The sequence below is a fragment of the Megasphaera sueciensis genome (assembly GCF_050219315.1).
In the GTDB taxonomy this organism is placed as follows: Bacteria; Bacillota; Negativicutes; order Veillonellales; family Megasphaeraceae; genus Megasphaera_A; species Megasphaera_A sueciensis.
Genome location: NZ_CP116939.1, coordinates 715,510 through 742,447 on the forward strand (window position 1 = coordinate 715,510; position 26,938 = coordinate 742,447).

General features: G+C 38.7%; 28 protein-coding genes, 1 tRNA gene and 1 other RNA gene. 1 reads left to right on the forward strand and 29 read right to left on the reverse strand.

Annotated features, from left to right (window positions below; translation table 11 throughout):
* Positions 1-126 precede the first annotated feature (126 nt).
* Entirely contained in the window at positions 127-1,857 is a 1,731-nt protein-coding gene (locus tag NXG62_RS03435) for an Rqc2 family fibronectin-binding protein (RefSeq protein ID WP_427113584.1), read from the forward strand.
* A 17-nt stretch (positions 1,858-1,874) separates the two neighbouring features.
* Here the strand turns inward: NXG62_RS03435 and NXG62_RS03440 are convergent, their stop codons facing one another.
* The 29 genes from NXG62_RS03440 to dnaG all read right to left on the reverse strand — a co-directional run bounded on the left by NXG62_RS03440 (position 1,875) and on the right by dnaG (position 26,682).
* Entirely contained in the window at positions 1,875-2,147 is a 273-nt protein-coding gene (locus NXG62_RS03440) for a GNAT family N-acetyltransferase (protein WP_427113585.1), read from the reverse strand.
* A gap of 155 nt (positions 2,148-2,302) precedes the next feature.
* A complete protein-coding gene (locus NXG62_RS03445; protein ID WP_427113586.1) occupies positions 2,303-3,706 on the reverse strand; it encodes an FAD-binding oxidoreductase in 1,404 nt (467 codons plus the stop codon).
* Between the two features lie 504 nt (positions 3,707-4,210).
* A complete protein-coding gene (locus tag NXG62_RS03450; protein ID WP_427113588.1) occupies positions 4,211-4,810 on the reverse strand; it encodes a class II aldolase/adducin family protein in 600 nt (199 codons plus the stop codon).
* A 130-nt stretch (positions 4,811-4,940) separates the two neighbouring features.
* The gene (locus tag NXG62_RS03455) at positions 4,941-5,141 is read right to left on the reverse strand and encodes a FeoB-associated Cys-rich membrane protein (protein ID WP_427113589.1); all 201 of its coding nucleotides are present in this window, start codon (positions 5,139-5,141) and stop codon (positions 4,941-4,943) included.
* 35 nt (positions 5,142-5,176) lie between these two features.
* Positions 5,177-7,519: a ferrous iron transport protein B gene (gene feoB / locus NXG62_RS03460; protein WP_427113590.1), complete on the reverse strand. Its 2,343-nt coding sequence runs from the start codon at positions 7,517-7,519 to the stop codon at positions 5,177-5,179.
* A gap of 2 nt (positions 7,520-7,521) precedes the next feature.
* Positions 7,522-7,767: a FeoA family protein gene (locus NXG62_RS03465; protein ID WP_427113591.1), complete on the reverse strand. Its 246-nt coding sequence runs from the start codon at positions 7,765-7,767 to the stop codon at positions 7,522-7,524.
* 176 nt (positions 7,768-7,943) lie between these two features.
* Complete coding sequence (locus NXG62_RS03470) at positions 7,944-8,363, reverse strand: flavodoxin (RefSeq protein ID WP_427113592.1); 420 nt, start codon at positions 8,361-8,363, stop codon at positions 7,944-7,946.
* Between the two features lie 60 nt (positions 8,364-8,423).
* Entirely contained in the window at positions 8,424-8,981 is a 558-nt protein-coding gene (locus NXG62_RS03475; protein ID WP_427113593.1) for a DUF3793 family protein, read from the reverse strand.
* A gap of 42 nt (positions 8,982-9,023) precedes the next feature.
* Positions 9,024-9,308 carry a DUF2325 domain-containing protein gene (locus NXG62_RS03480; RefSeq protein WP_427113594.1) on the reverse strand — a complete coding sequence of 95 codons (285 nt, stop codon included), beginning with the start codon at positions 9,306-9,308 and terminating at the stop codon, positions 9,024-9,026.
* A gap of 308 nt (positions 9,309-9,616) precedes the next feature.
* Positions 9,617-10,666, reverse strand: a complete 1,050-nt coding sequence (locus NXG62_RS03485; protein WP_427113595.1) for a hypothetical protein — start codon at positions 10,664-10,666, stop codon at positions 9,617-9,619.
* Between the two features lie 612 nt (positions 10,667-11,278).
* The gene (locus tag NXG62_RS03490; protein WP_427113596.1) at positions 11,279-12,040 is read right to left on the reverse strand and encodes an EFR1 family ferrodoxin; all 762 of its coding nucleotides are present in this window, start codon (positions 12,038-12,040) and stop codon (positions 11,279-11,281) included.
* Between the two features lie 295 nt (positions 12,041-12,335).
* Positions 12,336-12,959 carry an ECF transporter S component gene (locus NXG62_RS03495; protein WP_427113597.1) on the reverse strand — a complete coding sequence of 208 codons (624 nt, stop codon included), beginning with the start codon at positions 12,957-12,959 and terminating at the stop codon, positions 12,336-12,338.
* 256 nt (positions 12,960-13,215) lie between these two features.
* The gene (gene rpmA / locus NXG62_RS03500) at positions 13,216-13,500 is read right to left on the reverse strand and encodes a 50S ribosomal protein L27 (RefSeq protein WP_091649889.1); all 285 of its coding nucleotides are present in this window, start codon (positions 13,498-13,500) and stop codon (positions 13,216-13,218) included.
* A 17-nt stretch (positions 13,501-13,517) separates the two neighbouring features.
* Positions 13,518-13,826 (reverse strand): ribosomal-processing cysteine protease Prp, encoded by a 309-nt coding sequence (locus NXG62_RS03505; RefSeq protein WP_427113598.1) that lies wholly within the window; start codon positions 13,824-13,826, stop codon positions 13,518-13,520.
* Positions 13,826-14,137, reverse strand: a complete 312-nt coding sequence (gene rplU / locus NXG62_RS03510; protein WP_427113599.1) for a 50S ribosomal protein L21 — start codon at positions 14,135-14,137, stop codon at positions 13,826-13,828. Before rplU ends, NXG62_RS03505 begins: the two co-directional genes overlap by 1 nt.
* 145 nt (positions 14,138-14,282) lie before the next feature.
* Positions 14,283-15,425 (reverse strand): N-acetylmuramoyl-L-alanine amidase family protein, encoded by a 1,143-nt coding sequence (locus tag NXG62_RS03515; RefSeq protein WP_427113600.1) that lies wholly within the window; start codon positions 15,423-15,425, stop codon positions 14,283-14,285.
* A 99-nt stretch (positions 15,426-15,524) separates the two neighbouring features.
* Positions 15,525-15,734, reverse strand: coding sequence for a DUF3006 family protein (locus tag NXG62_RS03520; protein ID WP_427113601.1), 210 nt, complete (start codon positions 15,732-15,734; stop codon positions 15,525-15,527).
* A 1-nt stretch (position 15,735) separates the two neighbouring features.
* Positions 15,736-16,626 (reverse strand): ComEC/Rec2 family competence protein, encoded by an 891-nt coding sequence (locus NXG62_RS03525; RefSeq protein WP_427113602.1) that lies wholly within the window; start codon positions 16,624-16,626, stop codon positions 15,736-15,738.
* A gap of 26 nt (positions 16,627-16,652) precedes the next feature.
* Entirely contained in the window at positions 16,653-18,317 is a 1,665-nt protein-coding gene (locus NXG62_RS03530) for an NAD(P)H-hydrate dehydratase (RefSeq protein WP_427113603.1), read from the reverse strand.
* 21 nt (positions 18,318-18,338) lie between these two features.
* Positions 18,339-18,704: a holo-ACP synthase gene (gene acpS / locus NXG62_RS03535; RefSeq protein ID WP_427113604.1), complete on the reverse strand. Its 366-nt coding sequence runs from the start codon at positions 18,702-18,704 to the stop codon at positions 18,339-18,341.
* A 58-nt stretch (positions 18,705-18,762) separates the two neighbouring features.
* Entirely contained in the window at positions 18,763-19,062 is a 300-nt protein-coding gene (locus NXG62_RS03540; protein ID WP_427113605.1) for a hypothetical protein, read from the reverse strand.
* A 7-nt stretch (positions 19,063-19,069) separates the two neighbouring features.
* Positions 19,070-20,293: an aspartate kinase gene (locus tag NXG62_RS03545; RefSeq protein WP_427113606.1), complete on the reverse strand. Its 1,224-nt coding sequence runs from the start codon at positions 20,291-20,293 to the stop codon at positions 19,070-19,072.
* 174 nt (positions 20,294-20,467) lie between these two features.
* Positions 20,468-20,815: RNase P RNA component class A (gene rnpB, locus NXG62_RS03550), an RNA gene on the reverse strand.
* 33 nt (positions 20,816-20,848) lie between these two features.
* Positions 20,849-21,511, reverse strand: a complete 663-nt coding sequence (thiE, locus tag NXG62_RS03555) for a thiamine phosphate synthase (RefSeq protein ID WP_427113607.1) — start codon at positions 21,509-21,511, stop codon at positions 20,849-20,851.
* 44 nt (positions 21,512-21,555) lie between these two features.
* Positions 21,556-22,674, reverse strand: coding sequence for a Nif3-like dinuclear metal center hexameric protein (locus NXG62_RS03560; RefSeq protein ID WP_427113608.1), 1,119 nt, complete (start codon positions 22,672-22,674; stop codon positions 21,556-21,558).
* Positions 22,650-23,348 (reverse strand): tRNA (adenine(22)-N(1))-methyltransferase, encoded by a 699-nt coding sequence (locus NXG62_RS03565; RefSeq protein WP_427113609.1) that lies wholly within the window; start codon positions 23,346-23,348, stop codon positions 22,650-22,652. The genes NXG62_RS03560 and NXG62_RS03565 overlap by 25 nt, the downstream gene beginning before the upstream one ends.
* A gap of 68 nt (positions 23,349-23,416) precedes the next feature.
* Positions 23,417-23,491: transfer RNA gene (locus NXG62_RS03570), tRNA-Ile, on the reverse strand.
* 72 nt (positions 23,492-23,563) lie between these two features.
* The gene (gene rpoD / locus NXG62_RS03575) at positions 23,564-24,859 is read right to left on the reverse strand and encodes an RNA polymerase sigma factor RpoD (RefSeq protein WP_427114231.1); all 1,296 of its coding nucleotides are present in this window, start codon (positions 24,857-24,859) and stop codon (positions 23,564-23,566) included.
* A 32-nt stretch (positions 24,860-24,891) separates the two neighbouring features.
* On the reverse strand, positions 24,892-26,682 hold the full coding sequence (gene dnaG, locus NXG62_RS03580) for a DNA primase (RefSeq protein WP_427113610.1): 1,791 nt from the start codon (positions 26,680-26,682) through the stop codon (positions 24,892-24,894).
* Between the last annotated feature and the right edge of the window lie 256 nt (positions 26,683-26,938).

The following is a 26,938-nucleotide window of genomic DNA, read 5'->3' on the forward strand; positions in this document are numbered from 1 at the left end:
TCTGTATGATAGTATAGCCCAAATCAGTCATCTATGTCCACTATTAAAAGGAAAATACTTTTTACTATAGGTTTTTAATTGAAAATATACTACAATAGAAGAGATAATAAAAAAAGGAGTACCCACATGAATATAGATGGAATTACTTTACATAGTATAACAAAAGAATTACAGCAAATTTTAGTAGGCGGTCAGATTTCAAAAATATATCAGCTAGATCATCGCAGCCTATATTTTCGCATTTTTAATGATGCGGGAAGTCATCATTTAGTTATTACATTGGATGATGCCCCGCGTGTATACGTAACAAATCACATGCCTACAACCCCGGACATTCCTACCGGATTATGCATGTTTCTGCGTAAGTATTATGAAAACGGACGTATTGCAGCGATTCAACAACTTCACTTAGATCGTTTGATCGAAATTTCTGTGGATGTTCTAGATACACGAGGGCAAGTAGTTACACGAAAAATACATATAGAACTTATGGGAAAATACAGCAATGTAATCTTTACTGAAAACGGAATCATTCTGGAAGCGTTGATCAAGACAACAAAAGGAAAACAAGCCGTACGTACTATTTATCCTAAAGAACCGTACGACTTCCCTCCAAATTTCATGCGTATGAACCCATTTGATTTTTCCGCACAGGAATTAGCAGATATCATGACTGTCGATACCCATATCCCTTTAGGCAAATGGATGTTGAAACGTTTTAACGGAATGAGTACCATCGTTCTTGATGAACTTTCTTTTCGCACGGACTGCCACTTGGAAAAAAATGTTGCAGAAATGTCTCCCGCCGATATTTTTACATGGTGCCGCTCCATTGAAACGTTTGGGTATGAACTTAATGATGTCAAAGGAGCCTATGTATATGTCCGTGACAATCGGGATATTCTTTTCCCATTGCTTTTAAAAAGCTTGGAAAAGTATCCTCACCGGTATTATGAATCCATCGAAGAATATTTAAGTGAATATGAACACACTCATCGCAGTTTAAACAGTGAGCAGGAAGAACTTAGAAAAAAGGTTTTAAAATTAATCGAAAAGCAAAAACGTAAAATAAAACGCATCGCTTTAGAAATGAAAGAAACCGACAAAATGGATATATACAAGTTGTATGGAGACCTTCTTATGATATACGCTTATATGAAGCGGGATCATGAATCATCTATTACTATAACAAATTTATTATCAGATACCCAAGAACCCATAACCATTTCCTTAAATCCCGCCTATTCTATGACGGATAATGCAAATCGTTACTATAAACGATACACAAAAATGCGTAACCGTGTACAAATATCGCAAAAACTTCATGCGGAGAATAAAGAATACCTGGATTATTTATATTCTTTGGACTATGCACTTGATAACACAACAGACAAACATGAACTACTCGACATAAAAGCAGAAATGTTGAAAATGGGTCTTATAAAGTCAACATCAAAAAACAAATTACGTAAAGAATTTTCACAAAATATAGTAACCATAAAAGCAGATGGTCTCGAAATCTGGATTGGTCATAATAATCGTCAAAATGATTTCTTAACTTTCAAAAAAGCGCATCCCTACGACTTATGGTTTCATGCAAAAGACACACCCGGATCACATGTTATTTTAGCCTGCCATCGAGTAGAACCGACAGAACATCAAATTTTAATTGCTGCCCAATTAGCAGCATATCACAGCAAAGCAAGAGCCTCTTCTAAAGTAGATGTAGATTGCACCTTGTGCCGATATGTCAAAAAACCGGCACATGCAGCTCCCGGTTTTGTTACATTTGAAAAACAAACAACGTATGTTGTCGAACCAAAAGATTGGTCCAAAACAGCAAATGAAGTTAAATAAGCACGTATGTTTTGCTGTTAATCTAAAATATCGTTATATTCAGGATGTTTTTGGAACCAAACCACAGCATAAGAGCAAGTAATTTTCGCTTTCCAATGATTCTGCCGAATTACATTTGCAGCAGCCTGCATCAGTTTTCCTGCTGCCCCTTGTCCACGCAGTGAGTCATCTACAAAAGTATGCGTAATATTTACGACTGCATCCCCTTCAAATGGGAAAAGAACTTCCGCAATCAATTCTTTTTTTTCGTTTTCCGACCAAATACGATTGGAGCCATATTGTAATATCATAAAAATTCCTCCTTATCTCCTTATATAATGTATATAATATATTCTATCATTATACAAAAAAATTATGACGAAATCTGTCGTATTTATAACAAAACAAGGCATTTTTATAAAATGCCTTGTTTTTCGCATATTAAAAGACTATTCTGAATCCGATCTTATTTGGTTACGTCCACAACTTTGCCAGGATTCATAATATTCTTAGGATCCAAGCCTCTCTTAACAGCTTTCATCATTTCAATTTCAACAGGATTCGTGTATTTTGCCATCAAAGCAGCACGTTTGTATCCAATTCCATGTTCACCAGATACACGGCCCTTAAGAGAATATACAAGTTTATATATTTCCTGCTGAATCTTCGGCAACATATCTTCCCATTCTTCCTGTGTGCGATCATCTTTCAAGATATCGATATGTACATTGCCATCACCACAATGACCCGCACAATGCATTGCTACATTATATTTTTCACCCAAACGGGAAATTTGGCTGACTGCGCCCGGAATTTCTGTCATAGGAACAACGATATCTTCCATGGAGAATACCAAGCTGCGAGCACGGTCGGCTTCCAAATAGGCTTTACGGGATTTCCAGATAACCGTCGGATTAGCAACTAATACATCCAATGCGTTGCCTTCTCTGGCCAATTCATCAATTTTTTCGCATTGTTCATCAAGTAAATCTTCATTATCACCGGCAATCTGAACGATAATATAATTTCCTATGTCAGAATGCTGCAATTTTTCATTTAAGAATACTTCAACCTGTTTAATGGAAGCATTATCCATAAATTCAACACATACAGGCGTGATTCCGGCATTCATTACCTTTGGTGTCAAGGCAATAGCATCATCTAAATTATCGAATACTGCTAAAAGATCCATCGAGAATTTTGGTAAAGCAACTAATTTAAGATATATTTTGGTAATGATTCCCAAAGTTCCTTCAGAACCAATAAACAGATGCATTAAGCTGTAGCCTGTAGCATTTTTACGTACTTTCCCGCCTAATTCAACAATATCCCCTGCGGGAGTAACAACTTCCATGCCAAGAACCTGATCCCGGGTTACACCATATTTTACAGCACGGTTACCGCCGGCATTCGTTGCAACGTTGCCGCCGATAAAGCAAGAATCCCCACTGCAGGGATCTCCGCCGTAGAAAAGGCCGGCGTCTTTAACCGTATTCTGTAAAACAGCTGTTGTTACACCCGGTTCCGTAGTAACAATCATATTTTCTTTATCAATTTCAATAATTTTGTTCATTCGTTCAATAGAAATAATTACGCCGCCAAAAATCGCTACCGCACCAGCTGCAAGACCTGTACCAGCTGCACGGGGAACCATAATTGTATCGGCTTCATAACAAGCCTTTACACAAGCTGCTACTTCCTGTGTATTAGCCGGAAGAACAACACACTGTGCTGGTTTCATATAATGAGGATCCGTTACTTCATCGTGGCCATAGGGTTCCAATTTTTCTTTGTCTGTAATACAATACTTTTCACCTACAATAGATTTTAACTTTTCAATTAATTCCTGAGAAACTTCACCTTTTGCCATTTAAAAAAACCTCCATTCACCTTAAATACAGAATATTTGCGCATAGATACAGTATCCCCCCCATACTACTGATAGTAAAATCAGTAGTATGGAAATCAATACGTATCAGCAAATAATTAAAACACCGATAAATACATTGATCAGATACTTTTAACTGGCGCCAATTAAAATAAAATCATACAATATAGTTATCATTAAAAAAAACATCACCTTTTGACAATAGAGTATTAAATGATAATCAAGCCTTCTGTCAGGCAATCTATAGCAATACTGTTTCTTCATTGCTTTTCGTCGAGCTCATACCATTTATTACCTTAATTTATATCTTGAATTCATTATAGACATTTTGCAATAAGTGTACAATAGGTTTTTTTAAAAAATAAATAAGTTTTTCTTATTCAGGGTTTCAAAAAGACGCTTATTTGTAACGGTTTATACGTCAACCATGCTGTTAATTTATTTTTAAAATAAAAAATTTTTTTTACAATTTTTTTCTCATTTTCATTATACAAATTTTAATTTTCCAGTATGGTTTATCCCTTGGGATAAGATTAAAGCGTCTCGATATACACTGGCTACAGCTTCCAGCGTTTCCATCCGATATAACGCTTGGTATAAATCATTACCAACAGAAACCGCCCCATGATTTGCCATAAGAATTACATTAACATCAGCCAAAACAGCTGCACAAGATTCTGCAAGTTCCATAGAAGCAGGATCGGCATAAGGAACCGTTGCAACATGCCCCAGATAATCTCGTCCTTCCGTTATAATATTATCCGGAAATGCTACCCCTGCTACTGTCAGCGCTGTCGAAACAATAGGATGTGCATGTACAACGGCCTTGACGTCTGGCCGCTTACGATATATTGCCAAATGCAAATTAGTTTCCGATGAAGGTTTTCCTTTGCCGGTTATGATATTTCCTTGTACATCAAGTTCTAATAACATATCGCTAGTCAAACTGCCTTTGGAAACTCCAGAAGGTGTAATAATAATATGCCCATCTTCCTTGCGATAGCTTATATTTCCATCACAAGCCACCACCAATTTATACCAACACATTTTTTTGCCGATTTCACATAACCTATCTCTTGAATCCATTACCGAATCCTCCTTTTTATTTACAAATAAAAAATACCTTTCCTACATCAATTATAAACCCAAACCAGGTCTACTAGATATAGAAAAGGTATTCTATAATTGCAAACTATACTCCTTCTATGCGATAAATTTAATTTTTATCACGGCAGCAAGGCGGCAATGATGTGGTTGTATCCGTATTCACAGAGGCGTGTTTAGACTGACACGCAGAGCATGACGAAGTGCCGCAGGAACAACCGCTTTTACCACTGACAATATCACGAAAATGTCGAATCATATATGCTGCAGCTAAAATTACGATGCTTCCAACAATCAAAGTTGAAATATCCATAAAATCTGCACCTCCTTAACGTTAGTATATATTTATTATGCTCCCAATCCTGCCAATAAAGCAATATGATAAACAGCAAAGGCAAACACCCACGCCAGTATTATACCTAATCCTGCAGACATGGCCGGCCATTTCCAAGAGTTTGTTTCTCTTTTCATAACCGCCAGTGTTGCCAAACAAGGCATATATAACAACGAAAATACCATTAGAGATAACGCTACTGCCGGATTAAAATCAGGATCCTCAGATAAAAACGTAATCAAATTATCATCATCATCGGCGTCGGCACCTACACTATAGATAGTTCCCAGTGTACTTATCATTACTTCTTTGGCAGCCGTGCAGGCCACAAGGCCTACTCCTATTTTCCAGTCAAATCCCAGAGGACGAAGAACAGGTTCAACAAAGTGTCCAATAGATGCCGCATAACTTTGCTGTAATTTTTCAGACTTTTGGGCTGTTTCTAAATCATCAGTATCAGCATCCGCTTTTTGCTGTATATCATATAATGGAATAGCTCTGTTATAAACAGCAGGATCCGATTTTTGCAATGCGGCGAAGGCTTCCGGATAAGCACCTTGTTCAATCTTTTCCTTATCATCTTTTGCTTTGTCAGCCGCAGTAGTCATTGCTTCATACATCGTTGCTAACGTAGGATCCTGTTCCATGGAGTCCAACCCCATATCCTTTAAAATAGGGACTTGCTGTATATCAACAGACGCGGCTATTTTTTCTTTAGCGGCATCATAATCACGCGAATATTCCACATCCATAGGATATGCAGTCAAGCACCACACTAAAATGGATGCTCCTAAAATGATAGTCCCCGCCTTTTTCAGATATAATACGGTACGTTCCCACATATGAATCAAGACGCCCTTTACCGTGGGAATATGATATGGCGGCATTTCCATAACAAAAGGTTCCTGTTCTCCTTTAAATACAGTGGAACGTAACACTGTAGCCAGTACAACGGCAACTATAATTCCCAGTATATACATAGCAAACAGCACGGTTCCCGATTGTCCAGCTGTAAAGAAGGCGGCAATAAGAAGTGTATATACCGGAAGCCGGGCACCGCAGCTCATAAAGGGAAGTGCTAAAATGGTGACCATTCTGTCTTTTGGATTATCTAGTGTACGGGCAGCCATAATACCCGGTACGTTGCACCCAAAGCCTAATATCATAGGAATGAACGATTTTCCGTGCAATCCGCAAGCACGCATAATGCGATCAATCAAAAATGCAGCCCTAGCCATATAACCCGTATCTTCCAACAAACTGATAAACAAATACAATAATATAATTAACGGTACAAAGCTTAAAACAGCGCCAACACCGCCAATAACCCCATCCACAACTAATGACCTCAGTTGTTCGCTGGCAATCATGGGGCCAATCCATTTTCCTAAGGCATCAAACCCACTGCTCAGCCAATCTTGAGGAATAGCTCCCACTTCCATGACGATATTAAACATAAGCCACATAATGAACATGAAAATGGGAAGTCCTAACACTCGATTCGTAAGGATATAATCAATTTTATCAGATAAGGAATCACTAGTACCTGTATTTAAAACAGCATCATTATAAACAGCAACAGCAAACTGATGTCTATACTGGGCAAAGACAAATTCTAAATCCATTTTTTCTTTTAAACTATCACGTAAAGTAGCCGCTAACGCTAAAATATGTTCTGTATTTTGCAGAGCGGTTACACTATCTATTACTTCACTATCATTTTCTAACAACTTTATAGCCAGCCATCGGATAGGATAACGAATAATACCTTGTTTTGTGATAGCATCCGTTAATACATGAATAGACGGTTCTAATTCATTGCTGTAGTCAACTTCTGGATTATGAAATGTATTCACACTGGCAGCCTTAATAATCGCATGCAATACTTCTTTAGTGCCTAAATTTTTACTTCCTATAACAGGAACCACTGCGACCCCTAGGCGCTCGCGCAATTTCTGAATATCAATTTTAATTCCCATGCGGTCCGCTATATCCATCATATTTAAAACCAATACCACAGGACGTCCCAGTTCAATAAGTTGTGCTGTTAAATATAAATTTCGTTCAAGATTGGAGGCATCACACACATTAACGATTAAATCCGGTTTTTCATTAATAATAACGTTTCTTGCTACCACTTCATCCAACGAACGTGCCGTCAAACTATATGTACCCGGTAAGTCAACAAATAACATCTTCCTGTTATCAAAAACGCAAGTTCCTTCTTTTTTTTCTACTGTAACTCCGGGATAATTTCCAACATGTTGTTTGGCTCCGGTAATATTATTAAAAATGGTCGTCTTTCCGCAGTTGGGATTACCCGCCAAGGCAATCTTGATTATTCCTGCTTCACTCATGACTACTGTCTCCCCCTCTCGCAAGAAACGCCAATCATAGCCGCCTCATTTAATCGTAACGACAATGCACATCCTTTGACTTTAACCTCTACAGGATCACCCAATGGAGCCTTTTTTATTACTGTAATATGAGTTCCTTTTACAACCCCCATATCCACTAACCGATGTTGTATATTGCCATGTCCATGCAATGTTTCAACTACACCGGTTTCTCCCTTCTTCATCTCCGATAATTTCATACTTTCCATTATCTTCGCCTCCATTGATATTGATTTTTACTATCATAATTATACACAACAGTACATTGCTTTGTCAATGATAAACAATATCATTTATATTGTGTCTTGATATTATTTGCAGACATTGTATGCAGAAAAATGACACTTCACCGCACATGGCAAAGTGTCATCATGCGCAATACTTTTTAGGCTAATGCTGCCGCCGCTTTCCCCAATGCAGTACAATCAGTTGTATCTTCCGGTGTACCGTTTACGGTAACTGCGGGATCTATAAAAATAGCCCCGGCATCTTTTACTTCTGCAATCCAATTTTCCATCCATTCCCCAGTTCCCCATCCATAAGATCCAAAAAGGCCTACTTTTTTACCGGATAATTTCCCTTTTAACTCATCAAAGAAAGGCTGAACTACCGTTTCTTCTAAAACTTCCGCCCCCATCGCCGGGCATCCCATTATAATAACATCATGTGCTGCAACAGAATCTGCATCCGTATTTTCAAAGCTTACTCTTTCCACTTCTTTGCCCTCATCCTTCACTGCTTTCTCTATGATTGACGCCATAGCCTCTGTATTTCCTGTGCCACTCCAATATACGATTTCTACCATTTTTATTACCTCCTAAAAAAATATATATAAGCCATGATTTATATCATCAGCATATATGCGTTACGCAACAATTAAACTCCATAAAGAGTATCCCAAATTATATCGATGCAAATAATCCTGACGGCAGCAAGAATATTGCCGAAATGTTTCAATTGCCGTATTTACATTGGTATATACTTTCCATTCTCCACAAATTTTCGCCTGATCGCCGCCAAACTGAATAAATTTTTTTACATCTGCCACAGGATATCCTAAAAAAATTCCCAACTCATGAGGAAATGTATTTTTTTGTTTGACTCTAGCAGAGAGAATAATCAACTGTGTTTCTAATCTGAGTCCCGGTTCATATCCTGCGTCAGACAAAAAATGCTCATTTTCTGCCTTTGTTATATACCTTTCTACTCTTTCCTTATTATAGATATATAAAAGATATCTGTTTTTGCAAGAACAAAGTATTTGAAAATATATTCCTTTATTATTACATAAACGGTTATATTCAATAAGTAACTTGTTTTTTACAATTTTATATTCCGTTTCAGGAATACTGATCAAATTTGCAATTTTTAATCCAGCCAAGGTTGGCGCACCATGGTACACCAATAATTGCTCCAATAGCACAATAATTCAGCTCCTTTCGCGATTACCGGTAAAATTATTATTTCAGCATTCCACATGACCATCTAATATAGATTTTAAAGCGGACGAACTGCTCGTATGGGAACGTACTATAACGGCATTTTTTCGTTGGGCTTCTTTTATAGCACAACGTACCATACTATGGCTTACTGTGCTGGTAAATAAAACCACCAAATCAGGAAATCCAATTTTCGATTTAAAGTCACTCGGAACCTGGGTAAATACTTTCGCTTTACAATCATATTTTTTGCAAAGATTTTTGTATCTACATACCATACAATCATTACCACCAACAATGACTACACTCATATCCTCACCTCTCCTAAAAATAATACATCAAATATTACTTTTTTATTTTATCTTATTTGATAATAATTGTCAATATCAATTATGATATGAATTATCAAATACAACTGATAAAAACAGGTAATTACTTGATATATATTTAGATAATTACCTAAAGTTCACAACATATAAGTTGTATATTTAGTACTCATATCATAAATATATTGATAATGTTTATTATAAACAACTATATATGACACTTCAAACAGTCTGCAAAAAATACTACAAAAAACCAGCTACATCAAAAAAAAGATATAGCTGGTCCAAACAGATTAAAAAGCATGTGTAAGCGTAGCTTCAATTTTTGTATTATGAGAACCACTGGGAGCATCCTCAGCATCCCGCAGTGTTTTCTGATCTTTATATACGACTTCAACACTATCATTTTTAGTCAATTGATGCGTAATGCCATAATAAAATCCACGGTTGTTATTATCGAAATCACTTTGCTGTCCCATATCGGCATATGGTTCTACCCGAAATGCCGTAACATATACTGCTGTCTTATCATTGAAAGCATAATTCCAAGTTACGGCATATGCTTTATTATCTTGATCCGCATTGGATTTAGCTAATTCTGCCGTAAAAGTGCTTTTTTTAAATTTATACACGGCATCTACAGCCCCATTCGTCGTGTTTTGACCGGAACCATCTGCATAGATATAACGTCCTAATGTAGCGCCGACCTGCATTCGTTCATTTACATCATAGGTACCATGTATTGCATATAGGCGATTATCGGCAGACCCATCATTATCCTCCTGCACTGCAACGCCGGTTAAAGCAATATTTCCTATCTTCCCTTCCACTGTTAGCCCATCAACAAAATTACGGATTCCTATATTTGTATTTGAACGACTATATAACAAGGCCGTCGTTCCAATCGTCATATCCTGCCTCCCGAGTTTATAAGAAAAACTTCCTTTTTTATACGTTACTCCAAACAGATCTATTGCGATAACACCTTTTTTATTCACATCATAGGCATCGGTATTAAAATCACCTAAACTTGGCTGGGTAGCGTATTGAGCACCCAGACGGGCATATAGAGAAAATCCAGGAGATAACTGTTTTTCAGCATTTAAGCGGAGACTATACATTAATCCATCCATGTGGGGAGAATCCTCCATCGTATCACGTTCATATTTTATCGAAACATCGCCGGACCAAGTTAATTCCCCTGGAGTCATTTTTTCTTCCGCAGCTGCCTCTGTATCAGGCGATAAAGCAACAGCTGTTGCAGTTGTTTCATTACCTAATGCAAAACCAGGCGTACAAAGTATCCCTAAGCTTATAACAGTATTCATCATAATTTTTTTCATTTCATTCTCCCTTTCAGTCTGATAGTCGTTACCGATAAAATTCAAAAATATATCCGTTGATTATTTCAGAATAAAAAGCCGTCTCTTATTCAGAAACAGCCATTTGCTTTAATACGGTTCCTTTCTCTTATGGGTTTTCTGAGCTGTTCTAATTTTAAAAATCATTTTCTCCATAGGAATTTCAATTTTCTTGCGTTTTCACCGTTGTTTCGAGTCATTCTGTCATTTTATGCGGTTTCCTTTTCCAACCTTACCCCATAGGTACATACTTAAAGCGATACCTGCGTCTTTAATTCCAAAATTCTTTTTTACCATTACAATGCCTCCTTTTTAATAATAATGATAATCATTATTATTAAAATTATAATTGACTTTTGTCACAAAGTCAACATGTAAATTAAGATTAATTATCAATTTATATATATCTTTTTATATATATTACTATTATTGTTCTCTATCTTTATATTTGTAATTTATCTTATTTATGATATATTATATTGTATGTTTTTTATATTGCAAATATTTTATTTTCACTTATAATATGAAAATTATTTTCAATATAAAAATACCTCTTAGCTATTTTTAACTAAGAGGTATTTTTATATTGAACATCTAACGACGATACATTTCCGCCAAACCAATGTCTGGATGATGATATTGATCTTTTATCTGAACATGTTTACCGTGAACCTTAATCGCGGCATGTGGACACCAATGAACACATGCCATGCAATAAGAACAGTCTGTGCCTATATGAATACCTGTTTCATCTAATACAATATTGTCATTGGGACAAATTTGTTCACAAATACCACATTCTACACAAATATTTGTATCAGCAGAAACTGCAAAATATTTTTTTGCCCTTTTATTAATAAACCCAATATTAAAAATTGAACCTTTAATCTTATAGGTAATACTGTCTGAATTTTTTCGCTTTTGCAGAATATCTTGAGATATATCTTGAATCCGTTTTTCCTCCTCCTCTAAATACGCAAGTTTATATTTAATATTTTTTCGTGATGCGATCGTACTACTACAAGGCATTTTTAACACATTACCATAAGATAAACGGCAATTTTTATGCAAAAGAATATTTTTTAAATTATAAATAGCATTTCCTTCTGATCCGCCACATGTTGCAATCCCATAAATATACGCAGATGGATTAAAACGTGTGTATTCTACAAAAACACGCATCGGATCTGGTATGTCGAAGAAAAAGATCGGGAAAATAATCCCAATTCTTCCATCGTAAATTTTTGTTCCATCCCCCATCAAATCCGAGATATGTATTGCTGTATCGCCGGTTAAAATAGCTAATTTTTTTGCGACGCTTAAAGAATTACCTGTTCCGGAAAAATAGAGAATCATATTGACTTCACCTCAGTATATGATATTTAAACACCGTATCACTTATATGTTTTATTATATCATGTTACAGGAGAATTTATATAAAAACATTTTGTTATAATCCGATTATCTTTTTGTTCAGCATATCATTTATACCAATAAATATAATATCAAATGCGCTCTCGCCATAAATTTACAAAGTAAGAAATATATTAAATATGTTCAATATTGTTTATAAAATTATATAAGTCTTGTCAATAGACAAAAAACAAAACGGTGTCATCGAATATACTCGACAACACCGTTTTACCATAATTTATTTATTATGGACCACTTTATTCAAAACCAGTACCACGGGAACCGTAATGACAGCTGATACAACGGCTTCTGGAATACCGTTAAACGTACAAATACCAAGAATAATGTTAACTACATTATCCAAAGGAATATCACGAGCCGCTGCAAAATCTTTTGCGTAAATTACATAGATACCACCCATAACCCCGATGGTATTAATCATTGATCCTGCCAATGCTGCAAGTGCCATACTTACAGATTGCTTAGTAATGATTCTACTCAAAAAATGATATATATAATAGGCGCCAATGCCAATTAAAACCCGAGGCAAAATAGAAATAACAGGATTTAAAAAAGCGAAAGACAAAATTACAGGAGAGGTAATGGCTTGAAAAATACTAAAACAACCAAACATAAACCCTACCATGGCGCCTACCCTTGGACCTGCGACTAACGCTCCTATAATCACGGGTACATGTAAAATTGTTGCTTTCATCATTGGCAGCGGAACAAAACCATATCCGGTAAGCCCCAGCAACATCGTAATACCGGAAAGCATTCCCACAATAGTTAATTCTCTTGTCGTAAATAAAGGACGTCTTACAGGCGCCGCCGTAGATTTCATACCTAGTTCTTTTTGCATATTCGATTCCTCCGTTCTTGTTCTCAACGAGATACAAGTCGCTAATTATTAATGCATGCCATCACAGTTATAATTTAGTCCGGTTCCCATGATACCGACTGAATCATGTATTTAACTGTAATCATTTTTGCACTATGCGTAGTATAGCACACAAAATAGAGCTTGCCAATAGTATGAGATAAAATTTGTGAAAAAAAACACAAAGGTAGTATAACAAAACCCCCGCAATAATAAACTGCAGGGGTTTATATTCTACTTAAGCTTCAACCGGATATACACTTACCTTACGATTAACCTTACCGGCACGTTCAAATGCAACCTTGCCAGCTGCCGTAGCAAATAACGTATCATCCTTACCAATACCTACGTTAGTACCCGGATGGAAATGAGTCCCGCGCTGGCGTACGATAATGTTGCCGGCTTTTACAGTAGAACCGTCATGACATTTAACACCAAGACGCTTAGATTCACTATCACGGCCGTTATGTGTACTGCCCTGTCCCTTTTTATGAGCGAAGAGCTGTAAATCAAATTTAAACATTGTGTCCACCTCCTGACTTATCTGTTCAGTACGACGTACGAATCATACTGCCGTACAATTTGTTCTAACCCTAAAACCAAAGTCTTTAAAATAACTCGTGTCTCGTCAGTAACGCAATCCACATGAACATTCAAAAAACCATCAGCTATCTTATAATCAACTGACTCCTGCTGATACTCCATCAAACCCAGCAGCGCGGTCTGTGTAACAGCTGATATAGCAGCACACACAATATCACTGCCTGACTCACTATAGTCTGCATGGCCCGACACAGAAAATCCATTGTTTTCATGCAATTGATCATACTGCAGCGTAATTGAAATCATTATGCTTCAATCTTTTCAATAACGACTTTTGTAAACGGCTGACGATGGCCTTGACGACGACGATAATTAGATTTTGCTCTGTATTTAAATACCAAAATTTTCTTTTCTTTGCCGTGTTCTAAAACTTTAGCTGTTACTTTCGCACCTTGAACGACAGGAGAACCAATCTTCACATCTCCATCGTTGACAACTGCCAAAACTTCATCAAAAATAACTTCTGATTCGGCGGGAACAGCCAATTTTTCGATAAAAATTTTATCGCCTTCAGCAACACGATACTGTTTACCCCCGGTTTTAATAATAGCGTACATAGTGACACCTCCTCATCAATATACTCGCTGAATACGGCGCCTTACGGACTTATCAGCCTCTTCATGCGGCTTACCACAGCCACTGTGCTATGCTATGACCTATTCATTTTACCTTAGTAATAAAGAATTGTCAATATAAACCGTATCATTTGCCAGAATTTTGAAAATAATCTGACAATCCTTGGCAGATGCTTTCAGCAAAATTTTGTTGCTGGGCTTCTGTGTTTAATGTTTTTTCTTCATTGGGATTGGAAATAAAACCCAATTCCACCAATGTCGCCGGCATATTCGTATGCAGCAGCACATAGAAATTTGCAGTTTGTACACCACGATCCGGAAATGCCGTGGCGTTCATGTTTTCTTTATGAATATATTTTGCCAATCCTAAATCATACGGCGTTTTATTATTATAATACGCCGTTACACCTCCGACATCAGGAGTGGAATACGAATCAATGTGAATACATACAAACGCATCAGCACCAGCCGCATTTGCTACATCACAACGAGCCTGTAGTTCTTCTACTGCCCCGTCATTAGGTGCATATACATCAACGTCTGTCGTACGTGTCATAATTACCTTTGCCCCTGCCTGTTCTAAAAGCTTTTTCAGACGCATAGAGATTGCCAGTGTAATATCTTTTTCTTTTGAAAAAGCGCCTAAAGCTCCGGAATCACTGCCGCCATGCCCGGGATCAATGCAAATAATCTTATTCTTTAAGCCAGAGGTTAAACTATATGAATTATTCAAATTATATGCGGGAACCGCGTATGCCGTCACGTTTTGATTATCAGCCGCACTGTTTTCTTGGTATTGTTGTTTAGATTGCCACTGTCTCCATTGTTTTACGGTTCCAGACTTATCATTTATATCAATGACAATACGGTTCGGTCGACCATTTTTATAGTCACTGCTTAAAGAAAAAATTTTAATATCGTTTTTGTTTAAAACCTGAGGCACACGAATATTGATATCCGTAGCATACATATGTTGTGCCAACGAAATCTGTGATATAACATTTTTATCCCCCGCATAGGTGCGAGCTACTCCATCAGCAATCTGCGTATTAGGCAATGAAATAGTAATATATTTTCCTGTATTATCCAATACAGCTTTAGGCTTTACTGTATTTGTCACTTCCAGCACGGTTCTGACAAAAGGAACTTCTGCATCATTTCGGGTAACAACCTTGACATTCGTTATTGTACTATTCGCAGCATGCACCGGAAATAACGGGCAAATGCACATAATGGCCAAAATCGGAATTAATAATAGTTTTTTAAACAATGGTATCTTCTCCTTTTTGGGTTTCTTAGCTTTTATATTATACCATGTTTTTCTTCATTAATGAAATATAGAATGCCCTGTTAAGAAAGTATTTCGTATTTATACTTGCCTATGTAATAATTTAATTTCTTCCTGCATTTTTTTTTCTGCTTCTTTATTTCTTATAATTTCTAGCGTATATGCCATACCTTCATCCGCTCCTTGCGGAAGACAGTCTAATGGAATACGGATTTCATGTTCCGCCGCATCATCAACGATAATATATGCATCCTGTTCCGTGATCCTGTCTATACTGCCAATGAATTTCATATCAATGCTCCTTTTCTGCATTAAATTTGACGCCATCACTGTATATGGTAACAATACCGTCCCGATCTATACGAAAAATTTGTACAGATTCTTTTTTTAATATCTGTAATGTTTCTGTATGAGGAAAATTATATCGATTGCCGGCACCACAGGAAATAATGGCTGCCATAGGACGAACAGTCTTGATAAAAGTGACAGAAGATGAAGTTTTGCTGCCATGATGTCCTACTTTCAGCACATCGGATTTTAAATGGCTTCCGTAATCAGCAAGAAGACGTTTTTCAGCTTCTTTTTGCGCATCTCCCATAAAAAGCATAGAAAAATTTTTATATGTTAAACGGCATACGATGGAATTATCATTAGCAGCTCCGTTTCTTGTTTCATTTTCTGTGTTTTCCGTTGAAATAAGAGTATTCCTCGGAGATAGTACTTCAAATCGAATACCCTCTCCTAATACCACAATGTCTCCTTTACGTAAAACGCTGCGTGAAATATTATATTCCTTTATATGTTTTAAGTAATTGCGATACATGGCATTATTCGAACTGACTCCGTTATCATAAATTTGATGAATTTTAAAATTTTTAAACAGCGCGGACATACCGCCTAAATGATCACCATGAGGATGTGTAATAATAATAGACTCAATTTCCTTCACGCGCCGTTCCTGCAGCTGTTTGATTAAAGATGCACGGCTGTCGACATCACCGGTATCAATCATCATATTTTTTCCGCGATATTGTATAAGTGCCGCATCCGCCTGCCCTACATGTAAAACAGAAATACAAACCGTATCACCTGCTGTATCGAATGAAGAGCCTCCGGGATGTACCCGACCGCATCCTGCAATTACTATAACCGCCAATATAAGACACATTTCTAAAAAAAACATTAGAAACTTCCGGTGCGGACAACCCATTATACAGATTCCATTGTTCCAAACAAGTTTCTATCTTTTAGTGCGGTATTTCCAGCCATTTCTAATTCTTTTATGACATGTGGTACCGCATCAGCTACTTCGCAGGGAGAATATCCATACGGTCCATATGTATTATAACAATAATCGCCGGCAGCCCCATGTATAAAAACACCGGAACAAGCCGCTGCACACAAATCCGGCATTCCATCATGTGCCGCAAAAGCGGCAATCATACCAGTCAAAATATCACCCATACCGCCTGCAGCCATTCCTGCATTCCCTGTCGGATTTACATATGCCGTCTGCGCATCAGATGAAACAATAACTGTCGGCGCACCTTTTAACACAAGTGTCACGTTCCATTCGTATACAAAATGTTTAGCTGCTTCAATAACATCTTTTTTTACCTCTGCAATAGAAACACCGCTTAACCGGCTGAATTCAGCAAGATGAGGCGTCATAATAATACGATGCCCATATGTTGAAATAAATTTTTTTTCCGAATGAATAAGATTTAACGCATCCGCATCAATAATAATAGGACACGTTGTATTTCTGATAACTTCTTGTATAAACGTTTTAGTTTTCAAGTTTTTCCCCATCCCAGGACCCATGGCGATTACTGTCCATTTTTTAGCTTCTTCTAGAATCTGGAGTGCGTCATTTTCTGAAAACTCGCTGCCACTGCCAACACCTCTGACCATAATCTCCGGCAATTTTCCGATGCAATAAGGCGCTGTTTGTTCAGGTACCCGAAGAAATATTTTTCCTGCACCTGCCCGCATGGCTCCGCGGCACGTCATGAGAGGTGCGCCTATCATATCCCGACTGCCGCTGACAACAGCAATCGTTCCATGCATTCCCTTATGACTATCCAGCGCCCGGGGAGAAAGAATATGTCCGATATCCGCTGTTTCCAGAAGATATGCCGCATTCTGTTCTCGATTTCGTAATAAAGAAACAGGCATCCCAATAGGATCCCATACAATAGAACCACAGCATTTTTTTCCAGGATAAAACTGCATTCCTTTCTTTAATGCGCCAAAAGTCACCGTCATATCGGCATATATGGGTTCTCCGGCATTTTCTTCACCATTGCCGCTTATTTCTCCCGTGTCAGTATTAACACCCGTGGGAATATCAACAGAAATAACCTTAATTTTTCCATTCTTTGCCGCGTCATTAATACAGCGCACAAAAAATGCCGTCGGATTATGCAATTGTCCATGAAATCCGGTTCCCACCATAGCGTCAACTATGATATCCGCCTCTTTCAGACGCTGATGCAGCCGTTGGCTGTCATCACTTTCTTCTGTATAATTTTCTATCACACAAGGGCCTTCATCTGCCATGGCATATAACGTCTGCAAATGATGATTTGCTTCCGTGCTATACGACGCTTCATTGCCTAAAACATATACAAAAACATGTGCTCCTTCAGCCAGTATATGACGGGCAATGACAAACCCATCGCCTCCGTTATTTCCTTTTCCGCAAAAAACGATAACCATTTTGTTATGCCAGCTGATAATCAGATTTTTCGCTTTTTCCACAACAGCATGGCCGGCGTTTTCCATTAAAACCACAGGTGCAATTTTATATTTCCCATACATTGCGGTCTGATCCATATGGTGCATTTGGTCTGCTGTACATAATTTTTTCATATCAAAACCTCCTGTAATTAATTACTCCCACACAACTTGTGCTATGGCGTATTCACCATCATGACTAATAGAAAGCGCCGGCTCATGGTTGGAATAGTCAGCCGCTGTTGCTGCATAATAGCCATATAACTTGAAATAAGGTTTTCCTAAATCTGTATGGCATATTTCAACATCCGTCCATTTCCCCTGTCGAAATCCAGTACCTAAGGCTTTAAAAAACGCTTCTTTAGCTGCAAACATAGCCGCCAAAGAAGCATACCGGGATGAACCGCGGTTTTGGCAATATGCCAGTTCCTGTTGTGTAAATACTTTTTCCAGAGAAGTTCCGCGGCGGACAGCCAATTGTTCCATCCTGCTTATTTGTATAATATCCACACCTGCATACATAAATTTTCCTCCTGTAAAAAACCGCAATCCCAATGCATATTGAGATTGCGGTTTTTATTTACCATTTTTGCTTTCGGATGCATACAGCAAGTCCTTCTAATATCACTCTAAATGTATTAAAAGATATCGTTAAATCCGGATAAACAGAATTTGCCACTTTATAAGATATCGTAACACAACAATTCTGGTAATCATACATTAAACCATGTAAATTGGATTCAAACGTATATTTACTAGGCGGTACATTAAACTGCGGCATCCGTTCTTTACGCAGGCCCCGCAGCATCCTGTCTATAAGCGCAGCTTTTGGTACCTCCTGCTTCAACATCTCTTCAACAAAATTATCTAATACAGACATATGCGCCTCAGTGTTCATCAAAGAAGCGTGCATGGATGGCTTTTACAGCTTTTTCCACATTTTCTTCAGAAATTAAACAGGAAATACTGATTTCTGAAGTGGAGATAATTTCAATATTAATATCATTTTCTCCCAATACACCGAACACTCCCGCAGCAATTCCGGGATGTCCAGCCATACCGGCACCTACAATGGACACTTTAGCCATTTTATCGTCAATAAGTACGTTGTCAGCGCCTAATTCCTTGCAGAGATGATCCAGTACTTCTTTAGCTGCAATCAAATCGGAACGGGAAATAGTAAAAGTAATGTCTGTTTCCCCCTCATTGGCAACCCGGACACTCTGTACAATCATATCCACATCAATATTTTTATCCGCAAGTTCAGAAAATACTTGATATGCATAACCCGGTTTATTGGGAATGCCTAATACTGTAACTTTTGCCACATTTTTATCATCGGCTACGCCGCGAATCATATACTGTTTGATTTCCATGGAATATGCCTCCTGAATCATGGTTCCTTGATGGTCATTAAATGTAGAGCGCACATGAATAGGGACATTAAACCGGCTGCCCATCTCTACTGCCCGTGGCTGCATAACGCCAGCTCCCAGTCTCGCCATTTCCAACATTTCACCATATGTAATTTCTTGCATTTTAACAGCAGCAGGTACAACACGCGGATCCGAAGAATACACTCCATCTACATCTGTATATATTTCACATACATCAGCATTCATAGCGCCTGCAATAGCAACTGCCGTCGTATCCGATCCACCGCGGCCCAACGTTGTAATATCGCCTATATCAGTAATTCCTTGGAATCCGGCAACAATAACGATATTGCCGTTGTTCAAAGCATTTAAAATACGCTCTGGCTGTATATCCAGTATACGGCCTTTATTGAATGCGCTGCTTGTAGTAATTCCAGCTTGTGCCCCCGTAAAGGATATTGCCTTATGTCCGGCTTCTTGAAAAGCCATCGCCATCAGCGCAATAGAAATTTGTTCCCCCACAGAAAGAAGCATATCCATTTCGCGTCCTATAGGTTTACTGGTAACTTCATTAGCAAGACTCACTAAATCATCAGTAGTATTCCCCATAGCTGAAACAACGATGACAATCTTATCATCTGGTTGTTCCCCCTTCAACACACGGTTAACGATAACACGCATTTTGTCAGGTGTCGCTACTGAGCTTCCGCCAAATTTTTTCACTATCAATGCCAACTTGAATCCCTCACTTTTACACATACCTTCACGTATGCATAATTGATATTTTAGTGCTTTTAACCACTTATTACGATAATAGCATGGTATGTAATAAATGTAAAGTAAGAAAAGTCTCTCTTTTATTAAGAAAAAACAGGCTTTTTGCTTAAAGTAAAAAGCCTGTACCATTCGCAGATGAGTAATCAGTAAGCCGAGTTTTGTTCTGCTTGCGCAGCAGCAATCATCTGTCTAGGCGTAACATTGCTGTTACGCTCAAGCGACACAACCCGGAAGATCAGCGGGCCGCTTCATCCCTTCCCTATTCGGTCTTGCTCCAGATGGGGTTTGCCTAGCCGGTAAGTTACCTTACCGCTGGTACGCTCTTACCGCACCGTTCCACCCTTACCACGTACGTGGCGGTACACATTTCTGTGGCACTGTCCCTAAAGTTGCCTTCGCCGGACGTTATCCGGCATCCTGCCCTATGGAGCTCGGACTTTCCTCCAATATTCACATACTGGCGATTGCTTTTCATACTCATCCCAATTAGATTATCATAAAATGTCGGCCCGGTCAAACAGATTTTTTACTAATTTCAATCAATTCCCGCAAATGAGTTACCGCCGATGTTATGTCTGGTTGTGAAACAATGGCACTAATCATAGCAAAAAGACGAAAACCTTGTTGATATAAACTGCTAATGTTTTCTGTCTCTATTCCACCAATAGCAACAACCGGAATCGGGCATTCATGCAATGCATAGGAAACAGCATCTGCCGTCACAACCGGATTGGCATCTTTTTTGGACTGTGTAGGAAACATAGGTCCAAAACCCACATAATCCGCACCATCGAGAACCGCTGCATGAATCTCTTCAACCGTATTAGTAGATACTCCGATTATCATATCCGGCCCTGCTATCTTACGTGCAATGGCAAACGGCGCATCATCTTGTCCGACATGAATACCATCAGCACCGCAGGCAATTGCCAGATCAACGGAGTCATTCATAATAAACGTCACCCCATGTTGGCGGCACATTTCCGCAATAGCTGTTCCTTCTGCATATTTTTGACGCCATGTCTTATTCTTCTCACGATATTGAATAATTTTTACGCCTGCATCTATAACGGCTGCTGCCGTTTCAAGATTATTCCGACCCAATGACAGTGATTCTCCTAAAATAGCATACAAAGGTTCATTTTTCAGTTGCTCCATCTGTTTTGTTCTGCTCATGATATTCTTCCTTTCTCCCTGCACGAACAATCATCTTTAGTGTATCAGCAATGTTTAAAAATATCGCAGCTGGTCCTATCTTCTTTCCAAGCAACCTCCCAGTTTCGTTCTATAGACGCAGTCTGTAATCTTTGCAGTAAAACAGTCATAGACGATCTTTCTGTACCAAAATGACCGCCATCAGCAATAACAATGCCTAATTTTACCGCTTCCTGCGCTTCATGATACTTCACGTCGCCTGTAAGATATAAATCTGCGCCGGCCTGCTTAGCCTGCTTAAGTAACGATGCTCCCGCTCCACCGCAAAGAGCTACTTTTTTTATTGGCAAGCCTTCGCTGCCGGCATATGATAATATTTGAATATGAAGAGCACGCTTTATTTTTCGCAATACGATACGAGCTTCTTCCGGTTCATTCAGGCAGCCAATGCGGCCCAACGCATACGTTCTGCCTTTATTGACCATAGGATATATGTCAAAAGCGGGTTCTTCATAGGGATGAACCATCTTTACAGCGGATACTACAAGGCTGAGTCTCGATTCGGGAATAATGGTTTCCACGCGGATTTCTGCAGTTTTCTCTAATCTGTTGATTTCTCCAATAAAAGGATGTGTTCCTGCCAGCGGTTTAAACTGTCCTTCACCGGAAACGGAAAACATGCAGTGGCTGTATTTCCCGATAAATCCGGCACCGGCTTCTCCCAAAGCCTGCCGTACGGTATCTTCATAATTTCGGGGAACATATACAACAAACTTATATAACGCTTCTTTCTTTACCGGAATAAGACCTTCCACCTCTTTCAATCCAATTTGCTCAGCCAGTATATCATTAACACCGCCTTCGGCACTATCCCAATTTGTATGCGCGCTATACACCGCAATATGATGAACTAGGAGTTTTTGCAATAATCGTCCATCATATGTATCCGTACGGATAGCTGCGAGTTTATTAAAAATCACAGGATGATGACTGATAATAAGATCTATATTGTGATGAGCTGCATAATCTACATTTTCCATCGTTACATCAAGCGTTACCATAGCGGACTGAATCTCATCATCAGGATTTCCCAGCAGCAATCCCGGATTATCCCATGATTCTGCAAGTTCCGGTGGAGCAAAGGATTCCATAAGACGAATTATTTTTTGCAATTGTACAGCCATTTTTTTTCCTCCAATACAGTAATATGTGCTTGAACTTCTTTTATTTGTTTCGTTGCATCAAATTTACTTTTCTGAAGCCCTGCACGTATCACCTTATATTTTTCAATCAACTGGCAAATCAACGTCGACAACAACGGACCTTGCTTTTCCCAATTCACCGGACCGATTTCATATTGCCATTCCTCCAAAGACGCTCGGTGTCCTGGGACAGCATATATGATTTCGTATAAATGATTATCCTCAAAGACAAGCCTTTCGTTCTCAATATGCCAATCTATTTCATATATATAACGCCGTACGTGAGAAACATCCCTCATCGGCTGAATGATTAAATAAGACAACGTACTGCATATATCCGGTGCTTCCGACAGCAATTGACAAATCAACAATCCTCCCATGCCACAGAAAACGATGCCGTCTACTTCACCGGGCTGGATACACTGCAATCCATTTCCCAACCGACAAGAAACACGGTCAAGCACCCCTAATTGAACAATATGTTCTTTAGCCGCTGCCAGCGGCCCAGGAGCTATGTCTACCGCTATAGCCTCCGGGGAAATTCCATTGACACAGGCAATAGCAGGAATGTATCCATGATCTGTCCCTATATCGGCAATACGGGTGTTTGGTACCACTAAAGATAATGCTGATGCTAAACGCTTAGATAACCTCATAGAACTCATCCTGTCTGAAATTTGATATCAAAAAAGCTATTTCCAGAGGAAATAGCTTCTTTTATTCATGGTGGGCCCACCTGGGATCGAACCAGGGACCAACCGGTTATGAGCCGGTGGCTCTACCGCTGAGCTATAGGCCCGGGCCGTAAGGTCATCAAACCTTACTCGAATAGTATACGCTAATAACACCGAGCCGTCAAGACTTGAATTTATTATAAAAAATCTTTAATCTTTTCGCGCTTGCCCCAATTACGTAGTTTACTAAGAGCTTTTCCTTCAATTTGGCGAATACGTTCCCGCGTAACATTGAAATGCTGTCCGACTTCTTCTAAGGTCCGCGGTCTGCCGTCCTTTAACCCAAAACGAAGATATAGCACTTTACGTTCACGTTCTGTAAGACACGAAAACACATCTTCAATTTGTTCTTTCAGTAAAATAAAAGAAGCTGCATCATCAGGAGCAACCGCTTCCTGATCTTCAATAAAATCACCCAAATGAGAATCCTCTTCTTCCCCAATAGGCGTTTCCAAAGAAACCGGCTCCTGGGCAATTTTCATAATTTCCCGCACACGTTCTACAGAAATCCCCATTTTATCAGCAATTTCTTCCGGCAACGGTTCTCGACCTTTATCCTGCAACAATTGCCGGGAAATCCGGATAAGTTTGTTGATTGTTTCCACCATATGCACTGGAATTCGAATAGTCCGTGCTTGATCGGCTATCGCCCGGGTAATTGCCTGCCTGATCCACCATGTAGCATAGGTACTGAATTTATATCCTTTACTGTAATCAAATTTATCTACCGCTTTTAGTAGTCCCAGATTCCCCTCCTGAATCAAATCCAGAAACAACATCCCCCGCCCTACATAACGTTTTGCAATACTGACAACAAGTCGCAGATTAGCATCTGTCAGTTTCTTTTTAGCAATAACGCCGACATGAATATCATCTTGTTCCGCTTCCGGCGCATTTCCCTTTTCGATTGCTTTTGCCAGAGAAATTTCTTCATCTGCCGACAACAGCGGTACTCTACCTATTTCTTTTAAATACATGCGAACCGGATCATCTATATTAACCCCTTCGGGAACGGTCAAATCAACTGCTGACAAATCCGTATCCGATAACTTTTCATTATCTTCTTCATCCAAATCCTCATTTGGATTAACCTGATCGACTTCTCCCAGTATATCAATGCCTTTTTCTGCAAAGGTTTCATACATTTTATCAATCTGGTCTGGTGTCAACTCATCCTCTTCCATGACATTCATGATTTCAGTATATGTCAGATTTCCTTTTTTCTGACCTTCGGTTATTAATTGCTGGATGTGGGAGACCGCTAATAATTTACGTTCTTCCTCTGTTAATTGTGAAATATCCACTTTGTCCTTTTTAGATGACTTTTTTTTCGTTGATTTTTTCATAGATTTTGTATTCTTTTTCCTTATAATAGTATCTGCTTCCTCAGCAATATTTATATTTGCGTCTTTCAATTCCGCTGTTTTCTTCATTTTCACCATGATGTACAGCTCCTTCCTCCCTTTCATGACCACTTCTTCATTTCTTCTTTTATTCGCTTGCATTCAGTCAATTCTTCAACAAACCGCGTGTCACCACTGTGACTGAACGCAGCAGCCTTTTTACTGTGGATTTCATACCGCTTCTGCAATTCTGCCAAGCGGAACCGTTTAACGTAATCCATTAATACGGCTTCATCCATAGGAATATCCTGCAGAACCATAATACGAGCCAATTCCTCGGACTCCTCAGGGGTCAATTTCTCTTGGATGTCCGATTTTGTGTACATCCCTTGGTGTCCATAAACATTCAATACTATTTGATAAATATTACGGCGTTTTTCATTCATAAAAAATTCTACATCAATTTTAGCTTGAATGCGTTCGCAGGCTTTAGGCTGTTCCATCAGAAAACGGAGTATGTTTTCTTCGGCTACAGCCATTGTCCCGGTTCCCCTGGCAGCCATATTTTTATCTAAAATGTCCTTAGATACATGGACCTGTAATTGGCCGGTTTCAGGGTGTTGCGCGATATATTTATTAAACTCACTGCGAACAGCACTTTCATCAATTTGAAGTTGTCTTGCTGTTTTCGTCAAAAAAGCTTCTAGTATAATTCGATTATCTACCGCTGCCAAAGCGGGCATAATCATTGTCGTTACTGCAGCTTTCCCTTCCAGCGTGCTGCTGTCATACTGCTGCATCGCCGTCTGAAGCATGTAATCGAGTACATTCGGAGCATCATTAACAGCTGTCCGGAATGCATCGGGTCCTGCACTGTTAATGTATTCATCAGGATCCTTCCCCTGCGGCAGTGAAACAACGCGAATACGCATTCCCATGCCCCGAACAATTTCCATCGCACGCAACGTTGCCTTACGACCGGCAGTATCCATATCATAGGATAAGATAAGTTCTTTTGCCTGCCGCTGCAGGATGCGGGCTTGCTCAGTGGTAAAAGAGGTTCCCAAAGAAGCCACTACATTAGAAATTCCTCGGTTATGAGCCGCAATAACATCCATATACCCTTCCACCAGGATAACATTTTGTTGTTCATAAATAGATTTATGAGCAATATCCATGGCGAATAAAAGACGGCGCTTGTTAAATATAGGAGTTTCCGGAGAATTTAAATATTTTGGCTTACCGTCATCAAGAACACGGCCGCCAAAGCCTACTATTCTTCCCCGACCATCCTTGATGGGAAAAATAACACGATTACGAAACGCATCATAAAAGCGGCCATTTTTTTCCTTAGCTAAGCCCAGCGTTACCAGCAAGGTTCCTGAAATTCCTTTTTTCATAAATGCTTCGGTCAATTTATTCCAACTGTCTGGTGCATATCCTAGTTTAAAACGAAGGATCGTGTCATCGTCTAAATGCCGTTTATGAAAATAATCCAGTCCCGTTGTACCATAATGTGTCTTCAGCAAACAATTATGGTAAAAATTCCCAGCCATTTCGTTCACTTCATATAATTGCGCTATTTTCCTTTCTCGTTCGATTTCTTGCGCTGACTTTTCTATAACCGGAAGCGGAATATGCGCTCTTTCTGCTAATCGGGTCACCGCTTCGCCAAAAGTCAAATTTTCTTTCATCATTATAAATTTAAATACATCTCCAGAAGCATGACAACCAAAACAATAAAAAAATCCCTTATCGGAGGCTACACTGAAAGAAGCTGTTTTTTCGTTATGGAAAGGACAGCAGGCCCAAAAGTTACGCCCTTGTCGTTTCAGCGAAACATAATCAGATATAACGCTGACAATATCATTAGCCTGCCGAACCTGTTCAATAAATTCATTGGAAAACTTCACATCTATCACCTGATAAAGAAATATATTTACTGCCGAATATATATTATTCTTTATAACATATAAAATTCCTGCTTTCTAATTGTATTTAAATAGCAATTGAAATATTACATTTCATAATATTCAACGAGGATATTTCCATCATATATACTTATTCCATAAATGTTTCTAATATCCTTTTTTTTATAACAATCTTTTTCTAATGACGATACCGGCAATATAAAAAAATTATATCCACTGTTATCATCATATCGGGACA